The sequence below is a fragment of the Thermobifida halotolerans genome (assembly GCF_003574835.2).
GTDB classification, from domain to species: domain Bacteria; phylum Actinomycetota; class Actinomycetes; order Streptosporangiales; family Streptosporangiaceae; genus Thermobifida; species Thermobifida halotolerans.
Genome location: NZ_CP063196.1, coordinates 2,338,715 through 2,364,081, shown reverse-complemented (window position 1 = coordinate 2,364,081; position 25,367 = coordinate 2,338,715). Strand labels below are relative to the sequence as shown.

19 protein-coding genes and 2 CRISPR repeat arrays are annotated in these 25,367 nt (G+C 70.0%); all 19 genes read right to left on the bottom strand.

Translation table 11 applies throughout. From position 1 onward, the window contains the following. Position 1: 1 nt before the first annotated feature. Positions 2 to 160 carry a hypothetical protein gene (locus tag NI17_RS10590; RefSeq protein ID WP_243597678.1) on the bottom strand — a complete coding sequence of 53 codons (159 nt, stop codon included), beginning with the start codon at positions 158 to 160 and terminating at the stop codon, positions 2 to 4. Between the two features lie 2 nt (positions 161 to 162). After that, positions 163 to 660: a CRISPR-associated protein Cas4 gene (locus NI17_RS10585; RefSeq protein ID WP_068693481.1), complete on the bottom strand. Its 498-nt coding sequence runs from the start codon at positions 658 to 660 to the stop codon at positions 163 to 165. Then, positions 657 to 3,050 (bottom strand): CRISPR-associated helicase/endonuclease Cas3, encoded by a 2,394-nt coding sequence (locus tag NI17_RS10580; RefSeq protein WP_068693482.1) that lies wholly within the window; start codon positions 3,048 to 3,050, stop codon positions 657 to 659. Before NI17_RS10580 ends, NI17_RS10585 begins: the two co-directional genes overlap by 4 nt. Beyond that, the gene (cas5, locus tag NI17_RS10575) at positions 3,047 to 3,700 is read right to left on the bottom strand and encodes a CRISPR-associated protein Cas5 (RefSeq protein ID WP_199860166.1); all 654 of its coding nucleotides are present in this window, start codon (positions 3,698 to 3,700) and stop codon (positions 3,047 to 3,049) included. Before cas5 ends, NI17_RS10580 begins: the two co-directional genes overlap by 4 nt. Next, complete coding sequence (gene cas7i, locus NI17_RS10570; RefSeq protein WP_068693485.1) at positions 3,697 to 4,722, bottom strand: type I-B CRISPR-associated protein Cas7/Cst2/DevR; 1,026 nt, start codon at positions 4,720 to 4,722, stop codon at positions 3,697 to 3,699. The genes cas5 and cas7i overlap by 4 nt, the downstream gene beginning before the upstream one ends. A 3-nt stretch (positions 4,723 to 4,725) precedes the next feature. After that, positions 4,726 to 6,156: a hypothetical protein gene (locus NI17_RS10565; RefSeq protein ID WP_147417008.1), complete on the bottom strand. Its 1,431-nt coding sequence runs from the start codon at positions 6,154 to 6,156 to the stop codon at positions 4,726 to 4,728. Beyond that, positions 6,153 to 6,881, bottom strand: a complete 729-nt coding sequence (locus NI17_RS10560; protein WP_068693489.1) for a CRISPR-associated endoribonuclease Cas6 — start codon at positions 6,879 to 6,881, stop codon at positions 6,153 to 6,155. The genes NI17_RS10565 and NI17_RS10560 overlap by 4 nt, the downstream gene beginning before the upstream one ends. A gap of 1,293 nt (positions 6,882 to 8,174) precedes the next feature. Continuing rightward, positions 8,175 to 8,720: direct repeats of the CRISPR family, unit length 37 nt; unit sequence CCTTCAATGTGGACGGCCCGCTTGGGGCCGTTGTCGC. A gap of 185 nt (positions 8,721 to 8,905) precedes the next feature. Then, the gene (cas3g, locus tag NI17_RS10555; RefSeq protein WP_068693492.1) at positions 8,906 to 12,898 is read right to left on the bottom strand and encodes a type I-G CRISPR-associated helicase/endonuclease Cas3g; all 3,993 of its coding nucleotides are present in this window, start codon (positions 12,896 to 12,898) and stop codon (positions 8,906 to 8,908) included. Positions 12,899 to 12,900: 2 nt separating this feature from the next. Then, positions 12,901 to 14,319 (bottom strand): type I-G CRISPR-associated protein Csb2, encoded by a 1,419-nt coding sequence (csb2, locus tag NI17_RS10550; protein WP_068693494.1) that lies wholly within the window; start codon positions 14,317 to 14,319, stop codon positions 12,901 to 12,903. Between the two features lie 5 nt (positions 14,320 to 14,324). Further along, positions 14,325 to 15,488: a type I-G CRISPR-associated RAMP protein Csb1/Cas7g gene (gene cas7g, locus NI17_RS10545; RefSeq protein WP_068693496.1), complete on the bottom strand. Its 1,164-nt coding sequence runs from the start codon at positions 15,486 to 15,488 to the stop codon at positions 14,325 to 14,327. 175 nt (positions 15,489 to 15,663) lie between these two features. Beyond that, positions 15,664 to 16,574: direct repeats of the CRISPR family, unit length 37 nt; unit sequence CCTTCAATGTGGACGGCCCGCTTGGGGCCGTTGTCGC. Positions 16,575 to 16,754: 180 nt separating this feature from the next. Beyond that, positions 16,755 to 20,003 (bottom strand): AfsR/SARP family transcriptional regulator, encoded by a 3,249-nt coding sequence (locus tag NI17_RS10540; protein ID WP_068693502.1) that lies wholly within the window; start codon positions 20,001 to 20,003, stop codon positions 16,755 to 16,757. Continuing rightward, a complete protein-coding gene (locus tag NI17_RS10535; protein WP_068693503.1) occupies positions 20,000 to 20,425 on the bottom strand; it encodes a pilus assembly protein TadG-related protein in 426 nt (141 codons plus the stop codon). The genes NI17_RS10540 and NI17_RS10535 overlap by 4 nt, the downstream gene beginning before the upstream one ends. Continuing rightward, on the bottom strand, positions 20,422 to 20,844 hold the full coding sequence (locus NI17_RS24445; protein WP_068693505.1) for a TadE/TadG family type IV pilus assembly protein: 423 nt from the start codon (positions 20,842 to 20,844) through the stop codon (positions 20,422 to 20,424). Before NI17_RS24445 ends, NI17_RS10535 begins: the two co-directional genes overlap by 4 nt. Continuing rightward, the gene (locus tag NI17_RS10525) at positions 20,841 to 21,230 is read right to left on the bottom strand and encodes a TadE family protein (protein WP_068693506.1); all 390 of its coding nucleotides are present in this window, start codon (positions 21,228 to 21,230) and stop codon (positions 20,841 to 20,843) included. The genes NI17_RS24445 and NI17_RS10525 overlap by 4 nt, the downstream gene beginning before the upstream one ends. Then, positions 21,227 to 21,430: a hypothetical protein gene (locus tag NI17_RS10520; RefSeq protein WP_068693507.1), complete on the bottom strand. Its 204-nt coding sequence runs from the start codon at positions 21,428 to 21,430 to the stop codon at positions 21,227 to 21,229. Before NI17_RS10520 ends, NI17_RS10525 begins: the two co-directional genes overlap by 4 nt. A 27-nt stretch (positions 21,431 to 21,457) precedes the next feature. After that, a complete protein-coding gene (locus NI17_RS10515; RefSeq protein WP_068693508.1) occupies positions 21,458 to 22,291 on the bottom strand; it encodes a hypothetical protein in 834 nt (277 codons plus the stop codon). Beyond that, positions 22,285 to 23,154: a type II secretion system F family protein gene (locus NI17_RS10510; RefSeq protein WP_119268154.1), complete on the bottom strand. Its 870-nt coding sequence runs from the start codon at positions 23,152 to 23,154 to the stop codon at positions 22,285 to 22,287. The genes NI17_RS10515 and NI17_RS10510 overlap by 7 nt, the downstream gene beginning before the upstream one ends. Further along, positions 23,151 to 24,548: a TadA family conjugal transfer-associated ATPase gene (locus NI17_RS10505; protein ID WP_068693509.1), complete on the bottom strand. Its 1,398-nt coding sequence runs from the start codon at positions 24,546 to 24,548 to the stop codon at positions 23,151 to 23,153. Before NI17_RS10505 ends, NI17_RS10510 begins: the two co-directional genes overlap by 4 nt. Continuing rightward, positions 24,532 to 25,365, bottom strand: a complete 834-nt coding sequence (locus tag NI17_RS10500; protein ID WP_243597709.1) for a hypothetical protein — start codon at positions 25,363 to 25,365, stop codon at positions 24,532 to 24,534. The genes NI17_RS10505 and NI17_RS10500 overlap by 17 nt, the downstream gene beginning before the upstream one ends. Between the last annotated feature and the right edge of the window lie 2 nt (positions 25,366 to 25,367).

Genomic DNA, 25,367 nt, shown 5'->3' with positions numbered 1-25,367 from the left:
TTCACCACTTGCCACGCCTCGTAAAGGCGATGAGGTCGCGAACGTCGGTAATGGGGATGTGCACGGAGTCACCGCTCTCGCGCTCGATGACCAGGGACTGGTCTTTGCGGCGGATGCGGCAGGTGGAGGTCAGCCAGTAGGTGCGGGCGGCGGTGGGCATCGTCAGTCGCTCCAGCAGTAGTCCTGGTAGCTGCACCCTCGGCAGGCGGCGCGTTCCAGGCGTTGAGGGGAGGTGGGAGAGGCCACGGTGTCCAGGACGTTCACGATGTCCTCCTCTGCTCGGGCCTCGTGGGCGGGTGTGTAGGTGATGCGCTGGGTGCGGCGGGTCTTGGGGTAGTGCAGGACCGCGCCTTGGGCTTCCACTCCGACCTTGCGCAGCCGGTAGCAGTAGTGGATGGCCTGGGCCTCATCGGCGGTCGAGGGTTTGGAGGCGGACTTGATTTCGTGAACCCACAGGTCGCCGTCGAGGTCGTCCAGCTTGGCCGCGCCCAGGTCGATGGGGGTGGCTCGGCGGTAGGAGGTGTCGTGGACGGCCTCGCCCATCTGCACTGCTTCGCTGAGCGCTTCGGGGCGGAATCCCCGCACGTACAGCCACAGTTGGCGCGGGCAGTGGTACAGGTATTTGACGTGGACGCCGCCCACGTCTTCGGCGCTGATCACAGCACTTCGCCCATCACGTAGCTTGTGCGGTCGTCCCGGTTGAGGGCGCCGAGCCCTTTTTCTTCGGTGTAGTCGGCGTCGATCACGATGAGTCCGAATTCCTTGTCCCACCGCCCCAGGCGGCGGGCGTGGTCGGGGAGTGAAATGAGGTAGCCGGATGCCAGGAGGCGTGCGGCTTTGCGGGTTTGCGGGTCTCTGCCCTGATCGAGCGCCTCCCGGTAGGCCTCGAGGTCTTCGGCCAGAATCCCCTCGGCACCGTCGAACATCTGGTCGAACGCGGCGGCGAGGTCGCTGCGGTCGTCGAAGGGCGGGTCGAAGGTGAGGAAGCGCCGGGTGAACTCTGTGCGCACCCGCTCGACGTCGCTGCGCCACCGCTGTCCCCAAGGGCTGGTGTAGACCTCGTTGAGCCAGTCGGTGAACAGGCGCTCGTCGAGTGGGTCGCCGTCGTGGCGGATGAGGATGTCCCATCCCAGTCGGGTGGGTTCGGCCGCGTAGACCTTGTCGGCGTACTCGTCGCCTCCGCCCCGAGCACGGGGGGCGTAGTCGGGTCGGTGCACGACCACCGGTGCGGACTGGTCCCGTCCGTTGAGGCGGTTGACGCGGCCGAAACGCTGGATGAGTGCTTCCAGAGGAGCGGCCGAAGTGTGCAGGATGTCGAAGTCCAGGTCGAGAGAGACCTCGACGACCTGGGTGGCCACCACCAGACCGGGGTGATGCTTTTGGTTGGTGCCGTAGCGTTCCAGGATCCGGCGTTCGATTTCCCCGCGGTCCTTCGCGCGGAAGCGCGCGTGCAGCAGAATCGCGCCGTCGTCGCCGTACAACTCGCGGGCGGTTGGTGCGAGTGTGTCGTAGATGTTCTGGGCGTCGGCGACGTTGTTGGCCACCACCAGCACACTGTTGCCCTGGACGAGTTGTTCGGTGATGGCGGCGATGCTCTCTGTACTGGTCAGGTGGGTTTCGTCGAGGTGCAGTCGGTGGCGGCGCGGCCACGCCTGCCCGCTGTCCGGGGCGACCTCGGCCAAGGGCTCGCCCAGGGTTTTCTCGATCAACTCTGCGAGGGCGTCGGGCAGGGTCGCCGAGACTACGCCGATGCGTCCGCCGAGGCGTGCCCACATGCCTGTCATGGCCAGGATGATGCCGAGGCGGTGGGTGTCGTAGGCGTGGAGTTCGTCGAAGACGAACACCGAGTTGACCGAGTCGATGAGTGTGGAGGAGTGTGCGGGGCCGGCCAGGGCGGCGCGCATCAGCTGGTAGGGGGTGGTGACCCGCACGAGTTCGCGGAACAGGCGGCTGGCGTTGGCCTTGGCGACCGCGCGGGTGGCGTGTTCCAGCGGTTCGGTCTCGTCGTGGTCGTCGTTGATGGCGCGGCGCAGGTGGTAGTCGGCGGCCTTCGAATGTGTCACGCCGATGCTCTGCCGTTCGGGGTCGTCCAACTCTTCGCCGAGCCGGTCGGCCATGGCGTTGATCGAGGCCAGGTAGGGCAGCGTGTAGAACAGGCGGGGCTGTCCTCCAGTGGTGGCGCGCACCTGGTCGATCTGGGTGAGCGCCCACAGCAGGGAGGCTTCGGTCTTGCCCTTGCCGGTCGGGGCGCGCAGCAGCAGGTGTCCCGAGGCTCGGGCTGCTGCCTCTTGGTGGGGGAACAAGGTCGCCCCCTGGTTGGTGAGGCGTTTGCGCAGCCGTTCGGGATACTCGGCGTCCAGCGGGTGGTCGGTCAGCAGTGTGGTGTGGGCGGAGGCCACGTGGTCGGCGAGGGTGACCGCGCCCTGCAGCAGCACCGCGTGCAGTCCCGCCTCGTTGTCGGGGCTCTCCTCGGCCCAGTGGTCCAGGACGGTGGTGAGGAGCCGGTGGGTTGCCTTGCCCAGGTCGGTCGCGGTCACCGGTTTCGGGACGGGGGCGTAGCAGCGTTGGGCGAGCCATGCCGTCAAGGCGTTGGCTGTCTGCTCGTCCACCGGTCCGAAGGCATCGGTCACCGCTTGGGGGGTGCGCAGGGAGCCTTTCTGTTTCCGGATCGACCGGGCACCACCGCTCAGAGGACGGTGGTGGGTGAGTACTCCCAGGGCGATCCACTGTCGTTCGTCCTCGTCCAGGTGGGCGAGGACGTGGTCGACGAACCCGAGGGAGTAGATCTCGTGGCGCAGGCCCCACACCTGGGCGGGACGCGGGTTGCCAACCATGCGTTGGAAGCCCTCGGGGATCTTTCCTGCGTCGTGGAAGAGGCAGGCCAGGGCAGCCCAGGTCCAGAAGCGGTCGGGGACCGCGGCGATACGTCCCACGCGGTGGCGCAGCAGGTCCAGTGCGGTGAGGGTCGCGTCGAGGTGTTCGGTGAGCAACTCCCCCCAGGACTGCCCGGGGGAAGCGCTCTTGGCCCAGATCCGGTTCAGCGGATTCACGCGGCGTTCTCCGCGACGAGGTCGGGATGAACGCCCTCCAGCAGCACCACCGCCTGGCCTTCGGGGGTGGAGTGCCCGGTGGTGAGCATGTAGTTGCTGCCCGAGGTGGCGTAACGGTATCCGGCCCAGGTGGTGCGGGCCCGGTCGCGGCTGATCGCCGTGGGAAGCCGCAGTGTGGTTCCGGCTTTGGAAGCGCTGTCGGGCACGAGGGCGTGTCCCTGGCGTCCTGGTTGCGGTCGCAGGACGGTCCTGCGGACACGGGCCGAAGCCAGGTCCTGGCTGCGGCCGAACCGCAGCGGCCACACCGGTCGGCGTACCGCCGCCTCCCACAGGTCCAGGTGGTCGGTGAACCACACGGTCAGGGTGGCGTCGGCGAGGAACTCCCGGTCCTTGGGCGTGGGCGAGATCCGGCCCCCTTTGGCTTCCAGTGGGTGGAAGGTCTCCACGTCGGTTCCCTGGCCTTGGGCGGTGAACGCCATCGCGAAGGCGGTGCCGCGGGGCATGGCATCCCAGCCGCCGACCATGGAGGCCAGCAGGCCCGCCACCGTGGAGGGCGGCGGGCAGGGCAGCGTGACCTGCACGGCGGCGTACAAAGGGTTGCGGAAGGACACGATCGGTGCGGTGACCGTGATCTCCAGAGCTTCGGTCACCGGGGCGCGTCCTCGAACCAGGCGTCGCATTCACCGGCCTCGATGCTCTTGGCCAGCGCCTTCAGCACCAGGCGGGGGTGGTCGATGACGACCTCGCCCGCCTCGATCTCGGCGGCGAGTTCCCGGCGGACCTGTTCCCGCTGGTCTCCCAGGAAACCCGGGGCCCAGCCGATCTGGATCGGCCCGTCCAGTTCGTCGGCCCAGGCGCTTTTCTCCTCCCGGAAAGTGTCGACGTCGAAGGCGACCCCGCGCGACGTGGCGGCCAGCACTCGGGTGAACGGGTTGTTGCCACCTTTCAGCGGGGCCAGCAGCACCAGGGCGGGGGCGCGGTCGCCGTAGTGCAGCGCTTTCTTCGCGCCGCCCCGCACCTCGGCCAGGGTGCGCAGCAGCACAGCGGCCCGGCGGCGCCGCTCGGCGATGTCCAGCCGCAGTGACTTCACTCCGCGGAACTGCACCTCTTCGGCGCCTGCGGCCAAGGCCTCGGCCTCAGCGGCCGGGGACAGGGCGCGACGCAGTCCACTGCCCTCCTGTTCGAACACTCCCACCCGAGGCAGGTCCAGCAGCACGTCTCCGGCGAGTTCGGCGGTGTAGTGCTCGTGTTCGTGGATGACCGGGTTGGCGCCGGCGGGGAAACCGCGGCTCATCGTCCCGAAGTCCGTTCTGGGTTTGGCGGGGGTGACCGAGACCAGGGTTCCGGTGGCCAGCACGGTGTCGCGTTGGTAGTTCTCCTTCTTCGCCGCGACCATGTAGCCGAACAGGTCGTCGTCCAGATATAGGTCGGGGCGTCCCGCGGTGTGAGCTTGCTGCCGTTTGCCCGTGCCGGAACGCTCCACCGGCGAGGGTGCCTCTGAGGAGGGGAACGAGTCGCGCAGCCACCGCCGGAACGCCTGCGCCGAGATGTACGGGTAGGTCTTGCCGTTGATGTACAGCTTCTTGGTGACGGCCACGTTGTCCTCGCCACGGCCGTTGTTGGGCGCGCCAGCGGTGACGTCCAAAGCGATCTTGCCCACCAGGTAGGTCACTGCTCAGTCCTCACTGTCGTCGGTGTCGATGTCGTCGGGATCGGCGGCCTCCTCCAGTACGCTGCGCGCCTCGGGGTCGTCGCGCCAGCCGGGGGACAGCTTGTGCAGCTCCGCCAGCACTCCGAGGAACAGCAGGTCGCGGTGGAGATAGCTGCGTTCTTCGGAGTCGAACAGCAGCAGCCACTGGCGTTCGGTCACGAACGGCTCGTGCGCTGTCGAGAACAGCGCGGTGTCGGTGGCTTTACGGCGCAGCCACGCCTTCAGCGTCTTGGCCGTCCTCTGGGCCTGCAGGTACTTCTTCAGTTCGGTGAGTTCGCCGCTCACCGTTGCGGCGATCCGGTGCGCGAGTTCGCGGATCTCACGCGATTCGTTCTCGGTTACCATCAGAACCTTCGCGGAATAGGAGAAACAGGTCTCGGCCAGGACCGGGCTCTCACCCGGAACCTGCTCGGTTTCTTCGAGGAGGCGGCGCGTATACGAGGCGGCTGAGGAGACCACGCGCTGCGGTTCGGCGAAGAGGTTGCGGGCCAACAACGCGGTTCCCGGGATTTTGTCCGTGTGGTGGGCCCGGCACAGATAGCCCCATCCCACAGTGTGCGGGCCCTGCGCGGACCCGCTGATCCACTCGGCCAGAGGTTGTTCAAGGGAGTGGACGGTGAGTTCCTGCTCTTTGTTGCTGTTGGTGAACACCAGCAGCTCCACACCGTCGGTGAGCTCCTCTTCGTATCCCCTCAGTGCCGCGATAGCCCGGCGTTGACGTGCGTAGGGGACCGGGGAGGAGGCAGCAGCGGATGACAGCAAGGCACGGCCGAGCATCCGTTTCGCCTGCCGCCCTGCCACTCGGGCCAGGAAGCGGTCATCCCAACTGTGTACGACGGCAGCGCGCCCACCGCTGATCTCACACGCGTATGGAAGCGCGTAGAAGCTGAGCAGGCATCCCCGACACAGCGCCAGCCCTTCGTGGCCGGGGACCGTGGTGTTGCGGTAGGAGGTACTGGACGCCAGCGGGACATCGACTTTGCCGTACCAGCCGCAGGCTCTGCGTCCACACAGCACGCAGGGGGCTTCCAGCAACGTCTCAGTCTCGGGGAGGTCACGCCATTCATAGAGCTTGGCCCACCGCTCCTCGCGGCTCCGCTTCTTGCGGTTGGTGGTGTTGATGGCACAGTTCGGCCAGAACAGGTAACTGGCGCCCAGCCAAAACCCGCCCGGCTGTTTGGAGTCAGCGGCATCGACGGTGGCTTCCAGGTCCTTGGTCATCACCTCATTGGCGGACCTGATCTCCTCCGGTGTCAGCTCCTCGGGGTGCTTCATGGCGCGACGCCGCCCGTCAGCCGCCAGCAGAGCCAAGGCGAACGCTCCCACCCGCTGCATCGGGTGAGCGGTCAGCCGTATCGACAGCACGTCTTCTGCACGAGAGGTGGTGACGCTCATCCGGCGACCCACCCGAATCCCGCGGAGTTGGCCTGGCCCAACCCCCAACTCCAGATGCCCTGCAGGGTCTCAGCGGTCCCGCGGAGTTCGACCTCGATCGGCGCCCCTGGTTTGAGGCCGCCCCCGACCGCGAACGACCTCTTGGCTCCCACCCACGTGATCGCCTCCAGCGACACGTCCGGGTCGAGTCCCAGCGTCTCGGCCTTGCGGCGCAGATTCTGTGCGAAGTACTCGGCGAACTCGGGTTCCCCCGGAAGCACCCAGGCTTCGCGTTTGGTGCGCACTCCGTCGTCGTCGCGTCCCGAGCCCTTCATCACCACCGGAGTCGCGGTTCGCCACCGCACCCGCCCGGTACTGAATTCCGGGGGATCCACTGCGGTCACCGACTCCAACCGGAGCGCGATTCCACCCCAGTCCAGGACTTCGCGCCCCGCCAATCCTTTGGCCAGCCCTTCGACCACCTCGGGCAGCGGACTGCCCAACTCCAGCCAACCGAGGCCACCAGCGGCATAGGCTCCCCGTTTGCGTCGCGCCGACGGAAACACCGGGGCGCTGTGTCCGAAAGGAACCATTCCGTGCGGCGGTACTCCTCCGGAGTGCAGGCGCGCTCCCACCTCGGGAGCACCCCGCGCCAGGAGTTCGTAGACCAGGCTTCGTCCCGGCTTGAGAACCTGCGCCCACGGCAGCGACGAAGCCGACGTGCGTATCCCCAGCCGCAATCGCATTCCACACCCCGCCTTCTCAGAGATCTGCCCACTGCAGCGGTCTTTGCCAACCTAGAGGAGGCCTACGGCAGACCTCAGGAAAACAGCTGGTTATCACAAAATTTGCTGACACGGATGGCTTGTCCCTGCCAGGCGTCTGCGCCCCACAGGCCACGGACAACCCTAGGAGAAAGCTTAGCTCTTCTAAGACGACGTCGACAGTCGAACAATCTTCCGCTAGCGTGCTGTGGCGTGGCGAACCAGCCTCTCCCTCCGGAGCAAGAAAGGGCGAGACCATGATGTGGCTCCAGCACCGCAGTGCCTCTACCACACAGGACAGTGACGACACGGCAGAGGTGACCGCCAAGAGCGCCACCCTGAGCTTGGAGGGACTCTCCTGGACCGGGTCCGGGATCTCCCTGCAAGGCGCCACGATCACCCTGCAGGAACCGGGACTCCTCCAGCAGCGGAAGTCCACCCGGGAAGAGCGGAGAACAAGCCGATAGCCGCACTGGAGGGCACCCTGTCAGGGTGCCCTCCCCCTCGCAGGGGCGATGAGAGTGAGCAATGACGCGGTTCAGGACAGCTTCAAGACCACGTCAACAGTTTTGCTACCCCTCACAGGGCCACGTGTGCCCTCCAAGAGAGCACACGGTCTGGGACGAGGTCCTCGTCCCTGCCCAGTCTTCCATGGAAGATCGCAAGATCGGCAAAGCTTGGCTCTGCCATACTCAAATTCTCTCCCCAGTCCCCCACTTCCCCAAGTGGTGAGGAACGATCGTTGTCGGCTGTGACGGACGGAGAACACTTTTCCCAGAACTGTCATCCCACCGTGATCAGCGGTCATTCCCAGCACCGTCCCGCTGCTACGCCTTCCCACCCCTGTTTTCAGCGACACGCCGGGGTCTGATGCACTACCGGAGGTCCGCTGAAAAAACCACCGAAACCAGTCCCTGACACCGGGGCTGACCGGCGGCTTTACCCTCGGGTTCCTCATCGCCCCTACGAGGAGCAGCAATGCCTCGGAGCCGCCGGAGCCGCGGGAGCCGCAGGGGTTCCTCATCGCCCCTACGAGGAGCAGCAATGCCTCGGAGCCGCCGGAGCCGCGGGAGCCGCAGGGGTTCCTCATCGCCCCTACGAGGGGCAGCAATATGTTGGGCGCGAGCGGCTGCAGTAAGCAGGTCTCGGTTCCTCATCGCCCCTACAAGGGACAGCCACCCGGTGGAGGGGCGATGATCTACGAGACGGACACCGTTCCTCATCGCCCCTACGAGGGGCAGCAAGACCGGGTTGGACGGATACCCTCACGTTCCAGGTTTCTCGTGGACGGCCCGCTTGGGGCCGTTGTCGCATCTCGGTCCAGGTGTTCAGGGGGCTGTCGGCGGCCCTTCAATGTGGACGGCCCGCTTGGGGCCGTTGTCGCCCGCCCCCCACGGCCGTCACCGTGCCGGAGCCGCAGAACCTTCAATGTGGACGGCCCGCTTGGGGCCGTTGTCGCGGCCTCCCCGGCCAGCCACGGCTTCAGATACGGGCGCCTTCAATGTGGACGGCCCGCTTGGGGCCGTTGTCGCCTGACTGGACCGAGCAGCCCGACCAGGGCCAGCGTCCTTCAATGTGGACGGCCCGCTTGGGGCCGTTGTCGCCTGCCACCCGAGGACCTGTGCCCGGTCGCCCAGGACCTTCAATGTGGACGGCCCGCTTGGGGCCGTTGTCGCCACACCCCCCCTACGCAACACCCGCAGGTAGTGGTCCCTTCAATGTGGACGGCCCGCTTGGGGCCGTTGTCGCTAGAGGCGGCCCTCCTCGTCGCTGGACAGCACCTCCCTTCAATGTGGACGGCCCGCTTGGGGCCGTTGTCGCTCCGTCTGACCAGGGTTTTTCGTCTGGTAGACGACTGACACCGCTTGGAGTTTTGGGAAGTACCGACCATGGTGTCTGTTTTTCTGCTTGGGAACCTCCTGGGGTTGTGGTGTGCACTGGAGGTTCCCAAGCGGCTGGGCAAGAGGGCTCCTGTCTGTGCCGAGTTGACCGGGGCGGCGTGTGTTCTATTCGAGATGGACGGGGGTGGGGACGAGGACTCCTGCTGATTTTCCTCCCGGGACGAGTCGGCGCTGGGCGGCTGCGGCGGTGATGACGCCGAGGGGGGCGAGGCGGCGGCGGGACAGCACAGGTGGGACCTGGTCGTCGTCAGTACGGGGTCGGGGACTGAGCGCGCGGTGCTCGATGAGGGCCTGGACGGCGTCCAGGTCGAGGTCGGGTTTCCAGACGGGCCAGACCATGATGCGGCTCTTGCGGTGGCGGTGCCACAGGGTGGCCTGCGGCCGGTTGCCGTCGCCGGTCAAGCGCAGCAGGGGAAGGGCCTGGACCGCCAGCCAGGTGGCTCCGGGAACTCCTGCGGGTGTGGACTCGCCGGTGGGGGTGTCGGCGGCGATGTGGATGACCCGGTGGTCGAGGTTCTCCCCGGTGAAGCCGTCAAGACGCCGCCAACCGGCGAGAGCCTGGTGGAGCCGTTCAGGGTTGCGGCGGACCGCGTCCAGGGGTTTGGAGAAGAAGGTGGCGGCCTTCTGTCCCCCGGCGGGTGCCATGTAGGGGGTGAGGGCCACGCGGCCGGCGTCGTCAACGGCCAGGTCGGTGACGATGCAGGACAGCCATTCGTCGGCTCGGGGCCCGCCCTGCTCTCGGGCGGTTGCGGCCAGGGCGCGGTAGTCGGGATGGCGGACGCGGAGTGGGTCCTTGCCCACGCCGATCTGGGGCGGCCAGTCCGGGGCGATGCCGGGGAGGGCGCCGGGTTCGGGGATGGCGGCGGCGATCTCGCTCAACGTGGTGGCGATGGCGTCGAGGTCGGCGAGCGGGCTGGTGAGGTGCGCGGTTGCAGTGACGGAGTCGAAGGCCAATCGGACGGGCAGGTCTGCTTCCTGGGTGAGAAGGCGCAGCAGGCCGAGACTGGCGAGAAAGCCGAGCGGGTCTCGGCCGTCCAGGGCTGGCAGGGCGACCGGGTGCCGGGCGCGGCGCGGCTCCGCAGGAGGTTGGGGCAGCGGAGTGGTGGGCGGAATGTGTTCCGCCTCGGTGGGGCGATGACCCGCGGAGCACCAGATGTCGGCCAGGCGCACCACGGTCTCCAGCAGGGCGAGCTTCCACGGCCCGTAGGTGCGGTTGAGCCGGGCGAAGCGTTCGGGGGCCTGCCAGTCGAGGAGGTCGGCGCTGGAGACCGTGCTGTCGGTTCCGGGGACGTCGACCGTGACTGGGTCGGGATCGGTGACGGCGGGCAGCAGCGGGCGGGAGCGACCGTGGTGGGTGGCGATGAGGTGCAGCACCAGGTCGTGGTCGACGGTGTCGGGTCGGTCGCGGTCCAGGTAGCAGGCGGCGATGCGGGCGGAGAGACCTTCGTGGCGCATGCCGCGCGGATAGCCGGACTGCCACAGCGCGTGGCGGTAGGTGTCCCGGTCGGCCGGGTCGAATCCGGACTTGGCGAGCACCTGCTTCCCCTCCAGAGCCGAAGGAGGCAGGTTGTACAGCATGGCCTGGAAGCGGGGATCCCGCTTCCCTTCGTCGTGCCAGCGGGCGGCGAGGTACACCGCATGGGTCTCGTGTTCGCTCAGACCGATGTTGCGGGCGAACTCGGCGGCCTGGCGTGCGACCTGCTCCTGGTGGGTGTCCAGGTCGAGAGGTGTGCGGGCGGTCGAGGAGGAGGCCTCGTCGTCGTCGCCAGGCTGTCCCAGGCCGTTGATGCTCAGGAGCACGACGCGGTCGTGGCCGGGGGCGGCGGGCAGCGAGACGACAACGAGCTCCTTCCTGTTCTTGCCTTTGCCCCCTGCTGGAGCTTTGCCGCGCCGCTCTTCGCTCCCGGTTGTGGTGGCGACTTCGGCGAGTCGATGCAGGTTGGCGACCAGAGGAGATCCCTGGGATGCCTTGGTGAATTTCTTCAGTGCCTCGGTGTAGTCACCGGGGACGAGGTCCTCCTCAGGGTCGGTCCCGGGCTTGAGCAGTGCCTGCACCGTCTCCTTGTCCTCGGGGGTGGGGGCGTGGTCGAGTAGGCGTGGGTGCAGTCGGACGACGGGACGCTGGCGGCGGGCGGCCAGGTCGGCCACGTCGGTGACCGGGTCGGTGGAGTGGGGTGCCCAGCCGTAGTCGTCGTAGCCGCCCAAGCGGGTGGGCAGGACGACGACGTCGCCGGGGCGGACCTGGCTGGCGGGGATGACGTCGATGGTGTCGCGGTTGCGGTAGCGCACCACCAGGGTGGCCGAGTCGGTGGTGTCGTGTTCGGCGGGGCCGCCTTCCACGTCGGCCACGCCGCCGGCGTCCTGGCGGCGGCCGTTGAACCAGCGGCGCAGCGCCCCCACGGGCAGTTGCAGCATTTCCTCTGCGGTGGGCGGCAGGGCCTGCAGGCGTTGCCGCAGCGCCTCCAGTGCTTCGTTGTTGCTCTTTGCGAGGTCGGGGTCGATGTCGTCGCGCCAGAGCAGTTGCACGTCGGGGTCGCGGGTATCGAAGCCGTGCAGGTAGGGGGCCACCGGCGGGTCGGGGTGCGGGGGCGGGGAGGTACGGGTCCAAGCGTTGAGGGTGGAAGGCCACAGCAGCGGAGGACGCCTGCGCGGTTCGCGCAGGCTGTCGCGGGTGGCGGGGTCGAGGCCGTCCACCAGTTGGCGCATCGCGAGCGGGGAGGCGTCCATGCCGTCGGTCAGCATGGAGGGGTGCGGTCGCGCCGTGGGCTTGGGGACTAGGACGCCGGTGCGGGAGGCCAGTAGGTCCCAGGTGGCCTGGCGGGCGCTTCCGTAGACGGGGTCGTCGGTTCCGAACGTGGGGTCGTGGACCACGACCGCCGGCGCGGTCCACTGTTCGTTCTCGGGCCGCCGTTCTGCGGCCCGGGCCAGGCGGCCCAGCCGCTGGATCAGCGCGGGCAGGGACGCCGATTCGGTGACCAGGGCGTCGGCGTCGATGTTCGCCCCGACCTCCACGGTCTGGGTGGCCACCACGTGGAACGGACGTCCCGGGACGGGATCGCGGCCGACTTTCATGCGCGGATAGTAGTCGCGGAGCAGCCGGTCGCGGTCGATGGGGCGGATGCGTCCGGTCAGCAGCACCCGCTCTTCTGCGGGGACACCGCTGCGAGCCAGTGCGTCGAAGACGGCGCGGGCCCGGGCCACGGTGTTGCACACGGTCAGCACCACCTTCCCCCAACCGTCGTCACCGGCGAGGGCGCGGGCCCACCCGGCCAACTGCTCGGCCATCACCGTGTGCGCGTTCTTCCGGGTCATCTTGGGGGCGACCAGGTGCAGTCGGCGGGGCGTGGCCAGACGGCGTCCGGCCACGGGGTGGTGTTCGTCCTCGGTGTCGGTGCGGTGGACCACGGCCTGGGGGTGGTGGCCGACGGTGGCGGACATGCGGACCAGGCGGGGGCTGGCCAGTCGGTGGTCGGGTTGGTTGGCGGTGGCGGTGTGGACGGTCTCGATCATTGCTTCGGCCAGGTGGGCCTCGTCCACCAGGATCAGGCTGTCGGTACCCACGAGGGCGGCGTCGACGGGCCGCAGCGCCTCGCTGACGCCGTAGCCGCGCATCAGCAGGCGCGAGCCGATCTGGTCGACCGTGCCCACCACGAGGGCGTACCGGTCGGGGCGCTCCACCCATCGCCATGACCAGGTCGCGCCGCCGCGCATCCGGGTGGCCTCCACCACGGACTCCTCGTCCCGGGCACCGGTGGGGCGCAGGGCGTCGGCGATCTCGGCGAGGAGCGACCCGGGAGCGGGGTTGTTGAGTTTGGCGGCGAGGTTCTCGGCGTGGTCGTAGGCCTCGTCCACGACCAGGCGGCGGTCCACCACGAAGAACACGCGGCGGCGCGCGGCGGGCACGCCCGTGGCCGCGGCGAAGACGGCGATGTCGAGCAGGCTGGTCTTGCCCAGTCCGGTGGGCACGTCGATCGCGTCCGGCCAGTCCTGCCCGTCCAGCAGGCGGCTCATGAGCGCGTTCTGCCACGGAAACGGTTCCCGGTCCCCGTGGATGGCACGGTAGAACTCCTCGAACGCCGCGACGTCGAACTTCGACACGATCAGTCGTTCCTCTCCGACTCGGGAGCCTGCGCGGGAGAAGTCGTGGGGGCGAAAAGGCCCATGCCGAGGTAGCGCATCGATCCGACCAGCACGGGGCCGATGACCGGCTCGGCGAACCGCAGGCGCGCGTGCACGATCCGCCGCCGCGGGCGGTCCTGGGGAAACGTCTGCTTGGGCGGGCGCAGGATCGCGCCCCGGGTGAGCGGCGGAACCGACACGGCCACCTCGACGGGGTCGGGGTAGCCCGCGGTGACCACCGAGCGGCGCACGAACTCGCCCAGATCGGAGTTGCGGCGAGCGAAGTGGTCCAGCATGAGCGGGGTCGCGCTCACCCATTCGCGGCTGCCCCGCTGTCCGGCCGACCAGTACCGCGGGTTCAGTGTCCGCCGGTTGTCGGGAACCTGCTGGTAGACCAGGTCGAAAGCGCCTCGGCGGCCCAGCACCAGGCGTTCCAGGGGATCGTCCACCAGGGCCGCGCGGATCTTCGTCCACGCCACTGGGCTCATCCCGGCGGGCAGGGCCAGCCCGACACCCAACAGGTGGCCGCGCGCGTGCCGGTGCCCGACGTCGGGAAACGCGAGATAGCCGACGTGGCGCTGCCCGTCGGCGGCGTGCCCCGACACCTCTGGCGGCACTTCGGAGCCGATGCGCGCCATGACCGCGTCCCGCAGCCGCCGGGTCAACACCAGCAACTCGCTTCCCTCGGGCCGCACCGTGCCGGGTGCGAACGCGAACACCAGCATGTGGGCGAACGGTCCCCGCACCGCCTGGACACTGTTGGCGGGACGATCCTCGCCGAGGGGCGCGTAGGCGATGGTGCGCCGCACCTCCCAGGCACGCCGCCCGTCCGCGAAGGCGGCGTCCAACTCCTCCAGGTAGCCCGGATAGGGGACTCCCAGGGTGACAGTGTTGGGGCTGTCCAGTGCGGCGGGGGCGTGGATTCGCCACTCCTCGCGCGGTTTCGGGGAGGTGTGGACGCGCAGCGCCACCGTGCTGGTGGACCGTCCCAGGTAGGGCACCCGCCACGCCAGTTCGCCCAGCACCTCCACCAGTTGCGGGTCGGGGTCGGTGTCGGGCCACACGAAGGCGAACTCCGCACTGCGTGGCAGGCCCGCAACCCGGTGGCGGGGGGCGGCGGTACGGCCGGGCCAGGCCTGGTTGCCGCCCTTGCTCTCGGTGCGGTTGGTGACTACGTAGGAGCGGTAGGAGAACGTCTCCACCGATTCGCTGGCCCACACCTGCGGGGGCTTCTGCTGTTCCAGCCAGCGCAGTGCCGCCCGTTCCGGTTCGCTGTGGGCCGAGGCGACCAGGGCGCAGAACAGGCGGGAGGGGTGCGGGGGCCACTCCACCACGTCCCGCCACCCGTCGGCGGCGTCGTAGCGTCCCTCCCGCAGCCGCGCATCAATCACCAGCGGCATCGGCGCTACTCCCCCTCGTCTGCGGCCTTGGTGGTGGAGTACTCGATCGCCTTGGCCAGTCCGGGAATCGGTCGCAGCGTCACGGTCTCAGACGACATGGCGATGCCTGCGGCGGCGGCGCGGTCGCACAACTCGTGGAAGGCGTCGATCGCCTCGTCGGCCGACAGGGTGATCTTCTCCGGTTTCCCATTGTCCGCGGGCTCGAAGGCCAGCGTCTCGTCGGTGCGCACCAGATCGCAGCCCGAGCGCAGCCACACCGACGGTGCGCCGAACGCCAACCGGTCCCCGGCGATCGCCAGCGCCGCCAGTGCTGCCCGCGCCAGACGGGCGGCCTCGGCCGGGGCGTCGCCGAACCGCAGCCGTGCCAGCCCGGACAGCGACAGCCAGCCCGACCGCAGTGCCTTGGTGATCGTCACTCCGCCGTGCACCGGGTTCGGGGCGATGTTGCCGTGTCCGGCCTCGCTCAGCTTCTTGCCCTTGGTTTTCTCCCCGGCCGCGACGAACTCCCAGTCCTCGGCGGCTTTGGAGGAGTCCTTCACCGTACCGGTGAGGTTGAGCGGGTCCATCCGCCCGCTTCGCCGCTCCCCCTTCTCCGGGTCCAGGCCGATAATCGAAGAGGAGTAGACGCGTGGGAACTTCGCGGCTCGGCCCTTGCGGTGCGAGTCCCAGGCGCCGAACAGCAGAGACTCCGGCGACCACTCGTACAGCGGGCGCACGTCCACCGCCGAGGCCGACCGCAGCCGCCGACCCACCTCGGTCTTGTCGAACCGCACCCCGTCCAGCTCGCTGTCGCGCAGGTAGGCGTCGGCGTAGCGGTGCGGAAACTCCAACGACGTCAACCGCAGCGGCCCCCGCGACGTGTCCGCGACCAGCTCGAACAATGGCAGCCGAATCCGCCCCTCGTCCCGGGCCTCCAGCAGCGCCTGCTCCACCCGGTTGGCCTGGCTCGGCGGCTGGTCCAACACCACCACATCGCGTTCCTGGTCACCGACCCACCGAGTCTCGAACAGGTACGGCGTCGCACCCGGCTCCCGCTCGTTCACCGGATACGACGGCGGAAACACCTTCTCCCCCGCGGCCGGACGGAACTCCGACCGCATCACCACCCCCGCCCACGACCGGCCAGGACCCACCGCCTCCAGCAGAACATCGACAAAACCGGCAGACATCACCACTCCTCCCACAATCGCGAAAACCCCACGCGGGCACGGAAGTCATACGACGACCGCGCTTTCAATCAGGGGAGAAAAGACTCTACTGGCCGCCTACGACAAGAATCAGGAGAACAACAAAACCGAACAGAAAACCACAAATTCCCCGAACAGAGAGATCACCAGGCAAACCTGTTCAACGTGGACGGCCCGCTTGGGGCCGTTGTCGCACCAGGTACGGCGGGGTGCGCTCCTGGAACACGAACACCCTTCAATGTGGACGGCCCGCTTGGGGCCGTTGTCGCGTGAGCGCGCCCGCGCCGCGCCGCAGGTAGACGCCCCTTCAATGTGGACGGCCCGCTTGGGGCCGTTGTCGCGCCTACCTGGTGGCGCAGGCGCAGCCGCCCAGACCCCTTCAATGTGGACGGCCCGCTTGGGGCCGTTGTCGCCCGCCAGCTCCTCGGAGCCGTCGACCAGCACCCGGAACCTTCAATGTGGACGGCCCGCTTGGGGCCGTTGTCGCACCTTGCCGGACCGCCCGTCGGTGATGCCGCCCTTCTCCCTTCAATGTGGACGGCCCGCTTGGGGCCGTTGTCGCACCGGACCACCAGCACCCGCACCACGGCGCCGATGACCTTCAATGTGGACGGCCCGCTTGGGGCCGTTGTCGCCACAGGAGGCAAGCCCAGCTCATCGGCTACACGAGCCTTCAATGTGGACGGCCCGCTTGGGGCCGTTGTCGCCGACTGCCCGTAGGTCAGCGCCGACCTGTGGATCTCCTTCAATGTGGACGGCCCGCTTGGGGCCGTTGTCGCCTCACCGGTCAGACGGCGGGCGGGGGCGTGGTGGTCCTTCAATGTGGACGGCCCGCTTGGGGCCGTTGTCGCGGCTTCCCATCCCGCCGCATCGTTGTCCATCCAGACCTTCAATGTGGACGGCCCGCTTGGGGCCGTTGTCGCCCGGTGATCAATCGGACTCCCCGGCCCCTGAGCCAACCTTCAATGTGGACGGCCCGCTTGGGGCCGTTGTCGCAGTAGGCAGCAGAATCAGCAGTGCTGATCAGCAGTCCTTCAATGTGGACGGCCCGCTTGGGGCCGTTGTCGCCTCCCTCTGTTCAGGGGGTGCTTCGGAAAGTAGCCAGACAACTGCAAGAGGACGAGAAGATTTAAGCCTTCTTGTCCGTTTCTGACTTCGGAACCTCCCGGGGGCTGGATGAGAGCTTGGGGTTCCGAAGTGGACATCGAGCCACCTTCACATGAGACCGACTGCTACTGCGATGAGAATCTACCTGTTTGCGGTGACTTGGTTGATGAGTTCGATGGTTGCCGGTTCCATGTCCAGGTCGAGGGTGTCCAGGGCGATGGTGAGGCGCTGGACGGCCCGGTCGATGGCTTTGGGGTTTCCCGCCTGGTGTTCCAGGCGGATGAGGTCGCGGTAGAGCAGCTCGTTGACTGGGTCGATCTCCAGGATCTTGATGAGGGCTTCGCGGGCCGGGGCGAGGTCGCCGCTGGCCAGGGCTCGCACGGCGATGGTGTGGGTGGTGTCGGCGACGGCGGCGTTGATGGTGTGTTTGAGTGGTTCGGCCCAGGCGTAGCGGCCCGGGGCGGCGCCGCTGAACGGCTCACCGCGGACCAGGTCGAGGGCTTGGAGCAGGAAGTGGGTGCCTTCGGGGGTGTCATGGGCGAGGCCGCGGTGGGACAGGCGGTGGAAGTCGGTCCAGTCGCAGCCCAGGGCCGGTGAGAGTTGGTAGCGGCCGTTGGTCATGGTGGGGAAGTAGGGGTCGCCTTCGGGGGTGCGGCCGAGCCAGGTGCGCAGGCGGCTGAGGTTGGCCGAGCGGGTGGAGGCCGACCATGGTCCGCGTGGTCCGCCCATGGTCCGGGCCACGTCGTCGGGGGTCTGGCCGGGTTTGAGGGCGAGCAGGCAGGCGAGTTCGACCAGGGCGCGGCGCTTGCCCGCTTCGAGCTGTGCGGTGTCCAGTCCGGCGATGTCGACGGTTCCCAGCACTCGGATGAACGGTGCTCCGGGGTCGCGGAGCCGAAGCGGCGGTATCGGTGGTAGAGGGCGGTGCGGCTGGTCCGTGTCCGGTCCGCCGCCGGCCGGGGGTGGATGCGGGGCGGGGGAGGGCGGGGTGGACACTTCCCCGTCCCTGATGGTGTCGGCGGAGTCTGCGGCAGAACCGGGGTCGGTGTGGGGCGGGGGTGGTCCGGTTGGTTCGGCGGGGACCAGGTCCCATTCGGGGTCGGGTTCGTCCGGTTCGTGGGTGGTGGCCAGCAGGGCGGTGAGGTGGGCCTGGTCGTCGGGGGTGGCGCGTTGCAGGGTGATGGCGCGGCCCAGTTCGGGCAGGGTGACGCGCTTTTCGGGTGTGGCGTCCAGGGTCCATTCGGTGGGGAAGTGGTGTGTGTCGGTGGCGGCGGCGATGATTGCGACCGGCAGGTCGGTGGGGGCGGCGAGGGTGGCCGCGCGGAGTCGGCGCAGGTGCCCGGGGGACAGTGGGCGTGTGGTGAGCAGGATCTCCGGGGTGCCTGCTTCGGTCGGGTAGGTGGTGGCCAGGTCGCCGGCCATCGCTTCGATGCCGTCCAGCCAGGTGTCGATGTCGTCGGCTGTGCGGAGTCGTTCGGTGTCGAGCAGGGCGGGCAGGTCGGGATCGACGCCGACCAGGGTGGTGTTGACGTGGTCGGCCCACTGGGAGGTGGCCAGTTCCACGGCCAGTGCCCACTGCACCTGCTGGATGTGGTCGTCGGTGCCGGTGAGGGTGATCGCGCCGATGTGGGTGAGGTTGACGAGCAGGTGGGCGCCGGTGGGGTCCTGGCCAAGGGTGAGCAGGCCCGGGTAGGGGGCGGCGGTGGTGGCGGCCTGTTCGGTGGGCAGTAGTGCGTCGTCGCCGGGGTCGAGTGCCCAGGAGTAGCGGCCCAGGGCGCGAAACGGGGGGATCGCCTCGTGGGCGGGGTTGGCGTGGTCGGCGAGGAGGAGTTCGCAGCCGGTGGCGGTGACGCGGGCGCCGAGCAGTGGGGGTGGTGGCAGGTGTTCGGTTTCGGCGGTGGCGGCCAGGGAGCGTAGGGCTTGGTCGAGGAGTTCCACGCTGGCCGGGTCGGCGTGGTGGCGCAGGTCTTCTTCCGCGTGGATCGTGGATTCGGTGTCGGGTTGGGCGATGCGGTGTCCGGGGCGGCGGGCGCGGTGTTGGAGCAGGCGGCGTGTGCCGAGTAGGGCGAGGATGCCGGAGGCGAGCATCGCGCCGGTGGCGATGGTTCCCGCTGCCAGGGGTGTCTCGTCGGTGTCGTCGTCTTCCTGGGCTGTCAGTTCGATCTGTTCGGTGTCTGTTTTTTGGTTCTCGGCGGTGGCGGTGCGGGGCTGCGCGGTGGTGGTCTCGGCTGGTGTGGTTGGTGCGGGGGCGGGTTCGTCATCCTCGGCGGAGTCGGTGTCGTGGTCACCGGTTTCCGATGAGGGCTGGTCGGGGACGGCCGAATCGGCTTGGGGTGTCGCTGGCCCGCCAGGCGGTTCCGGGGTGTGGGCTGGCTGGGGAGTGGTGGTGGTCGACTCCTCCGCTGTTTCGGGACTTCCCTGATCATCGGTCGCCGTCTGGTGTTTCTCGGAGTCCGGGAAAGAGGTGTCGGGCGTCGGGGCTTCCTCAGCCGTCTCCATGGATTCGTTGTCCACGCTGGGAGCGGCGGTGTCGGTGCCGTCTGCTCCTTCCCCTATTTCGGGGATGCTGCCGTGGTCGTCGGATCGGTTGTGGACGGCGTGTGGGACGGAGGTGTCGCCGCTGTCGGTGGCCGTGTCCGCGGTGACGGTCTCGTGTGCTCCGTCCACCGCGGCCTCAGCGCCGGCTGCGGCTTCTGACACGGTCTCCGCTGTCCGGTCGGGTACGGCATCGTCGGGCAGCAGCAGTTCCCAGCCGGGTTCGAGGAACTCGTCGCCGCTCAGCACGGTGCCGTCCGGCATGGTGCGGCCGCAGTTGAGGTCGACGATCTCGCGGTAGCGGTCGCCGTCCCCCAGACGGGTGGCGGCGATGGAGACGTAGGTGTCGTGGCAGTCCGCGGTGTGGGTGGGCTGGGCGCACGGCTCCGCGGCGGCCACAGCGGCCTCGGGTGGGCGGTTGGTCTCCTCGGCAACCGTTACGACGACGTCCGGGTTCACGGGTTCGGCGGCCACGGCGGGTGAGCTGGTGAAGCCGAGTAGTACGGCGGAGACCAGGCTGGCCGCGCCCAGGTGGGCCCAGCCCAGTCCGGGCAGGCGCACGGTGGGGCGGCGGCGAAGCTGCGCGATGATCTCCAGCAGCACGCACAGGGTGAACCCGGCCCAGGCCGCCCAGGCCACCACGAGCAGGAATCCCAGGAAGAGAGTGCCGTTGTCGGGGCGGACCAGCGCCCACCACGCCTCCTCCCATCCCGGCGGCGTGGCGGGGAGCAGGCGGGTGGTGGCGAGGGTGAGCAGCCACGGCAGGCCGACCAGGGCGGCGGCGAGCACGGTGAGGGCGCCGAGGGCGCGGGCCAGGCCGCCGGTGGTGCGGGTCGGTCGGAGGCGGGTCGAGGTCATGGGTGCTCCGCGGTGGTCGAGGTGGCGATACGGGCGGTGGCGGTCGCGGTGGCGCTCACCTGGTGGATGCCGATCAGGGACAGCAGCACGGTCGGCCGGGTCTCGGTGACGGTGATGGTGACCGTGGTGGGTGAGGAGGCGTGTGCGGTGCCGGTCGCGCCGGTGGCGTCCAGGTAGGCGGTGGCCTCGGCCGCCGCCCGGGCGGGATCGATGCGCACGGTTTCGCCGCGCAGCACGGCGGCGGCGTCGACGGCCTGGGCGGCGGCGCGGGCGGCCTCCTCGGCGGTGGCGTGGGCGTGCTGGGCGGCTCGGATCTTCGCGCCGCCGTCGACGACCAGGCCGACCACGAGGAACAGCGCGGTGGTGGTGACGGCGAGGAACAGGCTCATGTTGCCCCGGTCGTCGCTGGGGTGGGGGGTCATGGGGTGCGTTCCCGGTAGGTGTCGAGCGGGCTGTGGACGGTGGCGGTGGCCGTGCGCGGGCTCAGGGCGGGCAGGGCCAGGCCGCTGGTGTCGATGCGGCAGGTGACGGTGGCCGCGACCTGTCCCGGCCTGCCCGGGGGTTGGGTGAAGTCGGTGGTGTCGACGGTGACGTGCAGGCTGGTGCAGCGCAGGCCCTGTGCGTCGAGGGTGCGTTCGGCCGCGGCGTGGGCGTTGGTTCGGGCGGTGGTGGCGGTGCGGGCGATGGAGGCTTCGCGGGCGGCGTCCCGGGCGGCTTCCTCGACCGCGTGGCGGCTGACCTGGACCCGGCCCGCCACCACGAGCAGTCCGACGATCAGAAGCAGGGCCGTGGCCATGGCGGCCAACTCCAGGGTCGCGTTGCCGCTGTCGCGCGGGTTCATGGTTGCCCCGGGTGGGTGAAGCGTTCCACGGCTCCGGCGGCCTCCTGGGTCACCCGTATGCGCATGCCGGGGACGAGGGAGAGGGTCTCGCCGGTGACGTGGATGCGGATCTCGGCGGTCGAGGAGTGGTCGGTGACCGCCGTGTTCGCGAGCAGGGGGTGGGCGTGGTCGCTGAGGAACCGTTCGGCCGTGGTCGTGCCCGTGCCGGGTGGGGCGTGTTCGGCGCGGCCGGCTCGCACGCCTTCCTGGGCGGCGGCCAGGGCGAGTTGGCGGGCGTGGAACCACAGGCCGCCCTGGACGATGCCCGCGATCAGCAGGAGCAGGGCGGGGAAGAGGACCGCCCACTCCAGGGACACGGATCCGCGGTCGGTGGTGTGGCGGGTCACTGGATCTGTTCCAGGCGGCCGTTGACGGCGGCGGTCAGGGCGGTGACCAGTGCGACGGCCAGGCCGAGGGTGCCCAGGGCGATGACGGCCATCTCCAGTGTGGACAGTCCGACATCACCCTTCGCGTTCTCGCGCCGCGCTTCCAGGGCGTCGCGGATCGTGGTGGTGTGGGTGTGCAGCAGCAGAAGCAGAGTGGTCACGGGCGTTCCCAGCGTTGTCGAAAGCGGTCAGAGGGTGAGCAGTCGGATCAGGACCGGATACATCAGCAGGGCCGTGAAGCACAGGCCGAGCAGGGCGACCGGCACGACCATGCGTTCGGAGGCCTCGTTGGCGCGGGCGCGCTGCTGGTTGAGGGTTTCGCCGCGCAGGCCGCGGGCGCGGGCCAGCAGCGTGTCGGTGACGGCGGCGCCGTCGGTGGAGGCGGCCATGATGTCGGCGCAGTCGCGCAGTTCGGTGACGTGGACACGCGCGGCCAAGGCGTGCAGGCCCTCCCAGGCGGGGCGGCGGTCCAGTTGGGCGCGGTCCAGGCTCGCGCGGATGTGCGCGAAAGCCTCACAGGTGTCGGCGACGCGGGCCGCGCGGACCAGGGCCTGCTGGGCGGCCGAGCCGGCGCGGCGCTCCAGGGCCACCAGCATCAGGTAGGCGCCGACGGCGTGGCGCATGGCGGCCCGTTGCCGTCGGGCACGGGCGCGCACGACCAGGTCGGGCAGCACGAACCCCGCGATTGTTCCGGCCAGCACCACCACGCCGCCGACCGCGAACGGCACCGTGCCGGTGGCCAGGGCCGACAGCGCGGCCAGTGTGCCGGGCAGCAGGGCGCCGAGTGCGGCCCCGGCGAGTTTGCGCAGCACGTGCCGAGTGGGGTCATCATCCAGGGGAAGGTCGCGGTAGGGCAGGCGCGCCACCGTGGCCCACGTCCACCGGTGGCGCTCCCGGGGCGGGGGGTTGGTGGTGTGGGCGAGGGCGGCGCGCAGGTCGGGGCGCGACGGCAGGAAGGCGGCGACCAGGCACACCACTCCCGCGCCGAGGCCCAGGCCCGCGGCGATGGTCCACATCAGCATCGGGGCGCCTCCTGCGGGTCGAACAGGCGGTGGTCGGGCTCGGCCGTGGTGATGCGGCGCATCCACACCAGCGCGGCGGCGAAGACGCTCAACAGCACGGCCAGCACTGTTTGGCCGTGGAGGGTGGCGTAGGGGGCCATGTAGTCGCCGACGGTGGCCATGAACGCGAACGCGCCCACCGCGATCACGGTGACCGCGCGCGCGGTGAAGCGGGGCCGGGCCCGTTCGGCTTCCACTTCGCGCAGGCGGGTGACGTCTTCGGCGACCCAGTCGGCCAACTCGCGCAGCACCTCGGCGGTGCCGGGGCCGCGCCGCCGGCAGGCCAGCAGCAGTTGGGCCACCACCTGGTCGCCGGTGGCCGAGGCCAGTTCGTCGGCCAGGCGGAGCAGCGCGGCCTCGGCGTGCTGGCCCTGGCGCAACCGGGCGGCCAGCCGCCCCACCTCGGGGGCGATGCGTTCGGGTGCGCCTTGGGCGCCGGCGGCCAGTGCCTGTTCCAGGCCGATGCCCGCGGCCAGGCGGCCGGCCAGGGTGCGCACCCATTCCTCGACCGCTTCCAGGCGTGCGATGCGCTCGCGTGCCTGCCGTGCCCCGCCGAGCAGGAGCGGCAGCCCCAGGAACGCGACGGGGACGGCGAGGACCAGCAGCGGCCAGCCGGTGAACAGCCACCCCGCCACTCCGGCGAGCACACCGGTCCCGGCCCAGGTGAGGCGGTGTCGGTACCGGCCGGCCCGGTGGACGAGCCTGCCCAGCCAGTCGGGGCGGTGCTGTGCGGGCTCGGGGGTGCGGCGCAGTCCGGTGACGGCGGCGAGGAGGCCCCCGGCAAGCCCCGCCCCGGCCAGCGCCACCACCACGACGGGACTCATCGCAGGCTCCTCTCACCGTCGTGGTGCCACTGGTCGTTTCCGGGGGCCAGCCACCGCGGGTCCAGCCCACCGCTGGCCAGGGCCTCCACCTGGGGTGCGGGGATACCGGTGGCCGCGGCTCGGCCGCGGCGGTCGGGGCGGAACAGGTGGGTCAGGGCGGGGCGGCCGTGCTCGCCGGGCTCGAGCGCGACGACCTCGCTGACGAACCGCTGCCGCTGCCCGCCCTCGCGCCACGTCTCGTCCACCAGGCGTACCTGCACGATCAGGTCCAGCGCGTCGGCGATCATCCGGTAGGCGACCTCGGGCACCAGACCGTGCCGTCCGCACAGCGCCACCAGGCGTTCGACCGCCCCCCGCGCGGAGTGGGCGTGCAGGGTGGCCATGGATCCGCCGTCGCCGGTGGTCATCGCGTCCAGCATCGGCACGACCTCGCCGCCGCGGACCTCGCCCACGATGATGCGGCCCAGGTTCATGCGCAGCGCGTCGCGGATGATCTGGTCCAGGCCGATCTGTCCGGCGGGACGCCCGTCGGGGCCGATTTCGGAGCCGCCCTCGCGGGCCTGCATCGCCACCACGTGCCGGTGGCGTCCCAGCCGGTCCAGGTGCAGTTCGTACTCCTGCTCGACGGTGGCGAACCGCTCCCCGTCGGGAATCAGCGAGGCCAGGGCACGCACCAGGGTGGTCTTGCCGCAGTTCTGCGGCCCGGTCACCAGAAGGTTGAGGCGGCCGCGCACGGCCGCGGCCAGCAGGTGGGCGAGGTTGGCCGAGACCATGCCGCGCCGCACCAGGTCCCCCAGTCCCATGTCGCTCAGGCGGTGGCGGCGGATGACCACGTGCGGGCGGCGGACGGTCTCGATCATCGCGGCCAGGCGGCTGCCGTCGGCCAGTTCCAGGTGCAGGCTGGGTTTGGCCGTCGACAGGGTGCGCCCGGCCTGGGAGGCGAGGAACCGCAGTTCGGCGACCAGGTCCTCGTCGCTGTCGGCCACCGGATCGGCGGCCACCACGCTGCCGGAGGCCAACCGGAGCCACACCTCGTCGTAGCCGTTGATCTCGACGTTCTCCACGCCCTCGGCCAGCAGCGGCTGCAGGCGGCCCAGCCCGAACAGCGCGTCCCACAGGCGGTCGCGCATCAGCCGCTCATCGGCGCGACTGGGGGTGCGGCCGGCGCTGACCTGCCGGTCGCCCCATTCTCTGACCTCCTCGGCGATGAACTCCCGCCCCAACTGGCGGCGGTACTCCTCATCAACGGGATGCTCTCCCAGGGCACTGGTCAGGCGTTCCACCACCACCGAGCGCAGGTGGCGCACATCGGCCCACTCCACCAGCGGCGCCTCCTCTTCGGCCGCGGCCTCGGTGGCGGCGATGCGCGAACGCAGGTCATAGACCGTGGACACGCGCCACCTCCCCCGCCGCGACCCCACCAGGCGCAGGACCAGTGGCGTGGCCGGTGCGGGCCGCCCGTTCACGCAGCGCGGCCGCCGCGGTGCGGGCACCGCGCAGGAACTGCGACCGCGCCGACAGGCCGCGCCGGCCCGCCCGCTCCGACAGCACCCGCGCCGCGACCGGATCGTGTGGCAGGGTGGCGGCCACGTCGACACCGACCGCACGCAGCTCACCCACCGAATAGGAGCCCTCGGTGATGGCCGCGGCCACCAGCGCCGCGGGGCGGCCCGTGACCTGACCCAACGTGGCGCGCAGATGCTCGACGTGCGGCTGGGCGGCCAGGACCGACCGCAGCGTGGTGCGCACCACCACGGCCACCACGTCGGCGGCCTCCACCAACCGCCACGGCATGTGGGGGTGGTCCATGCGCCCGCAGTCCACCACCACGTCCACGGGTGCGGGCCAGACCGGGTCGCGGACCTTCAGATGGGCCAGGGCGTCCAGGAAACGCGGCCACAGGGCCCGCAGACCGGCTCCGTGGAACGGTCCGGGCAGGCCCGGCAGCACGAGCCTGGTGCGTTCGGGCGGGTCCAGGGCCAGGCAGCGGGCGGCGATGTCGGCGGCGTCCAGACCGTGCCGCACCGTGTGCGCCACCTCCAGCAGGTTGCGGTGCGCGGTGTCAGCCCCCTGCAGGAACCCCGACCGCAGGTCACCGCCCGCCGGGTCGGCCTCCACCAGCAGCACCGGACGCGGCCAGGTCAGGGTCAGCGCCAACGCCGTGGTGGTGACCCCGGGCGAGCCTTTGGCACTGGTCAGGCAGAGCAGCATCA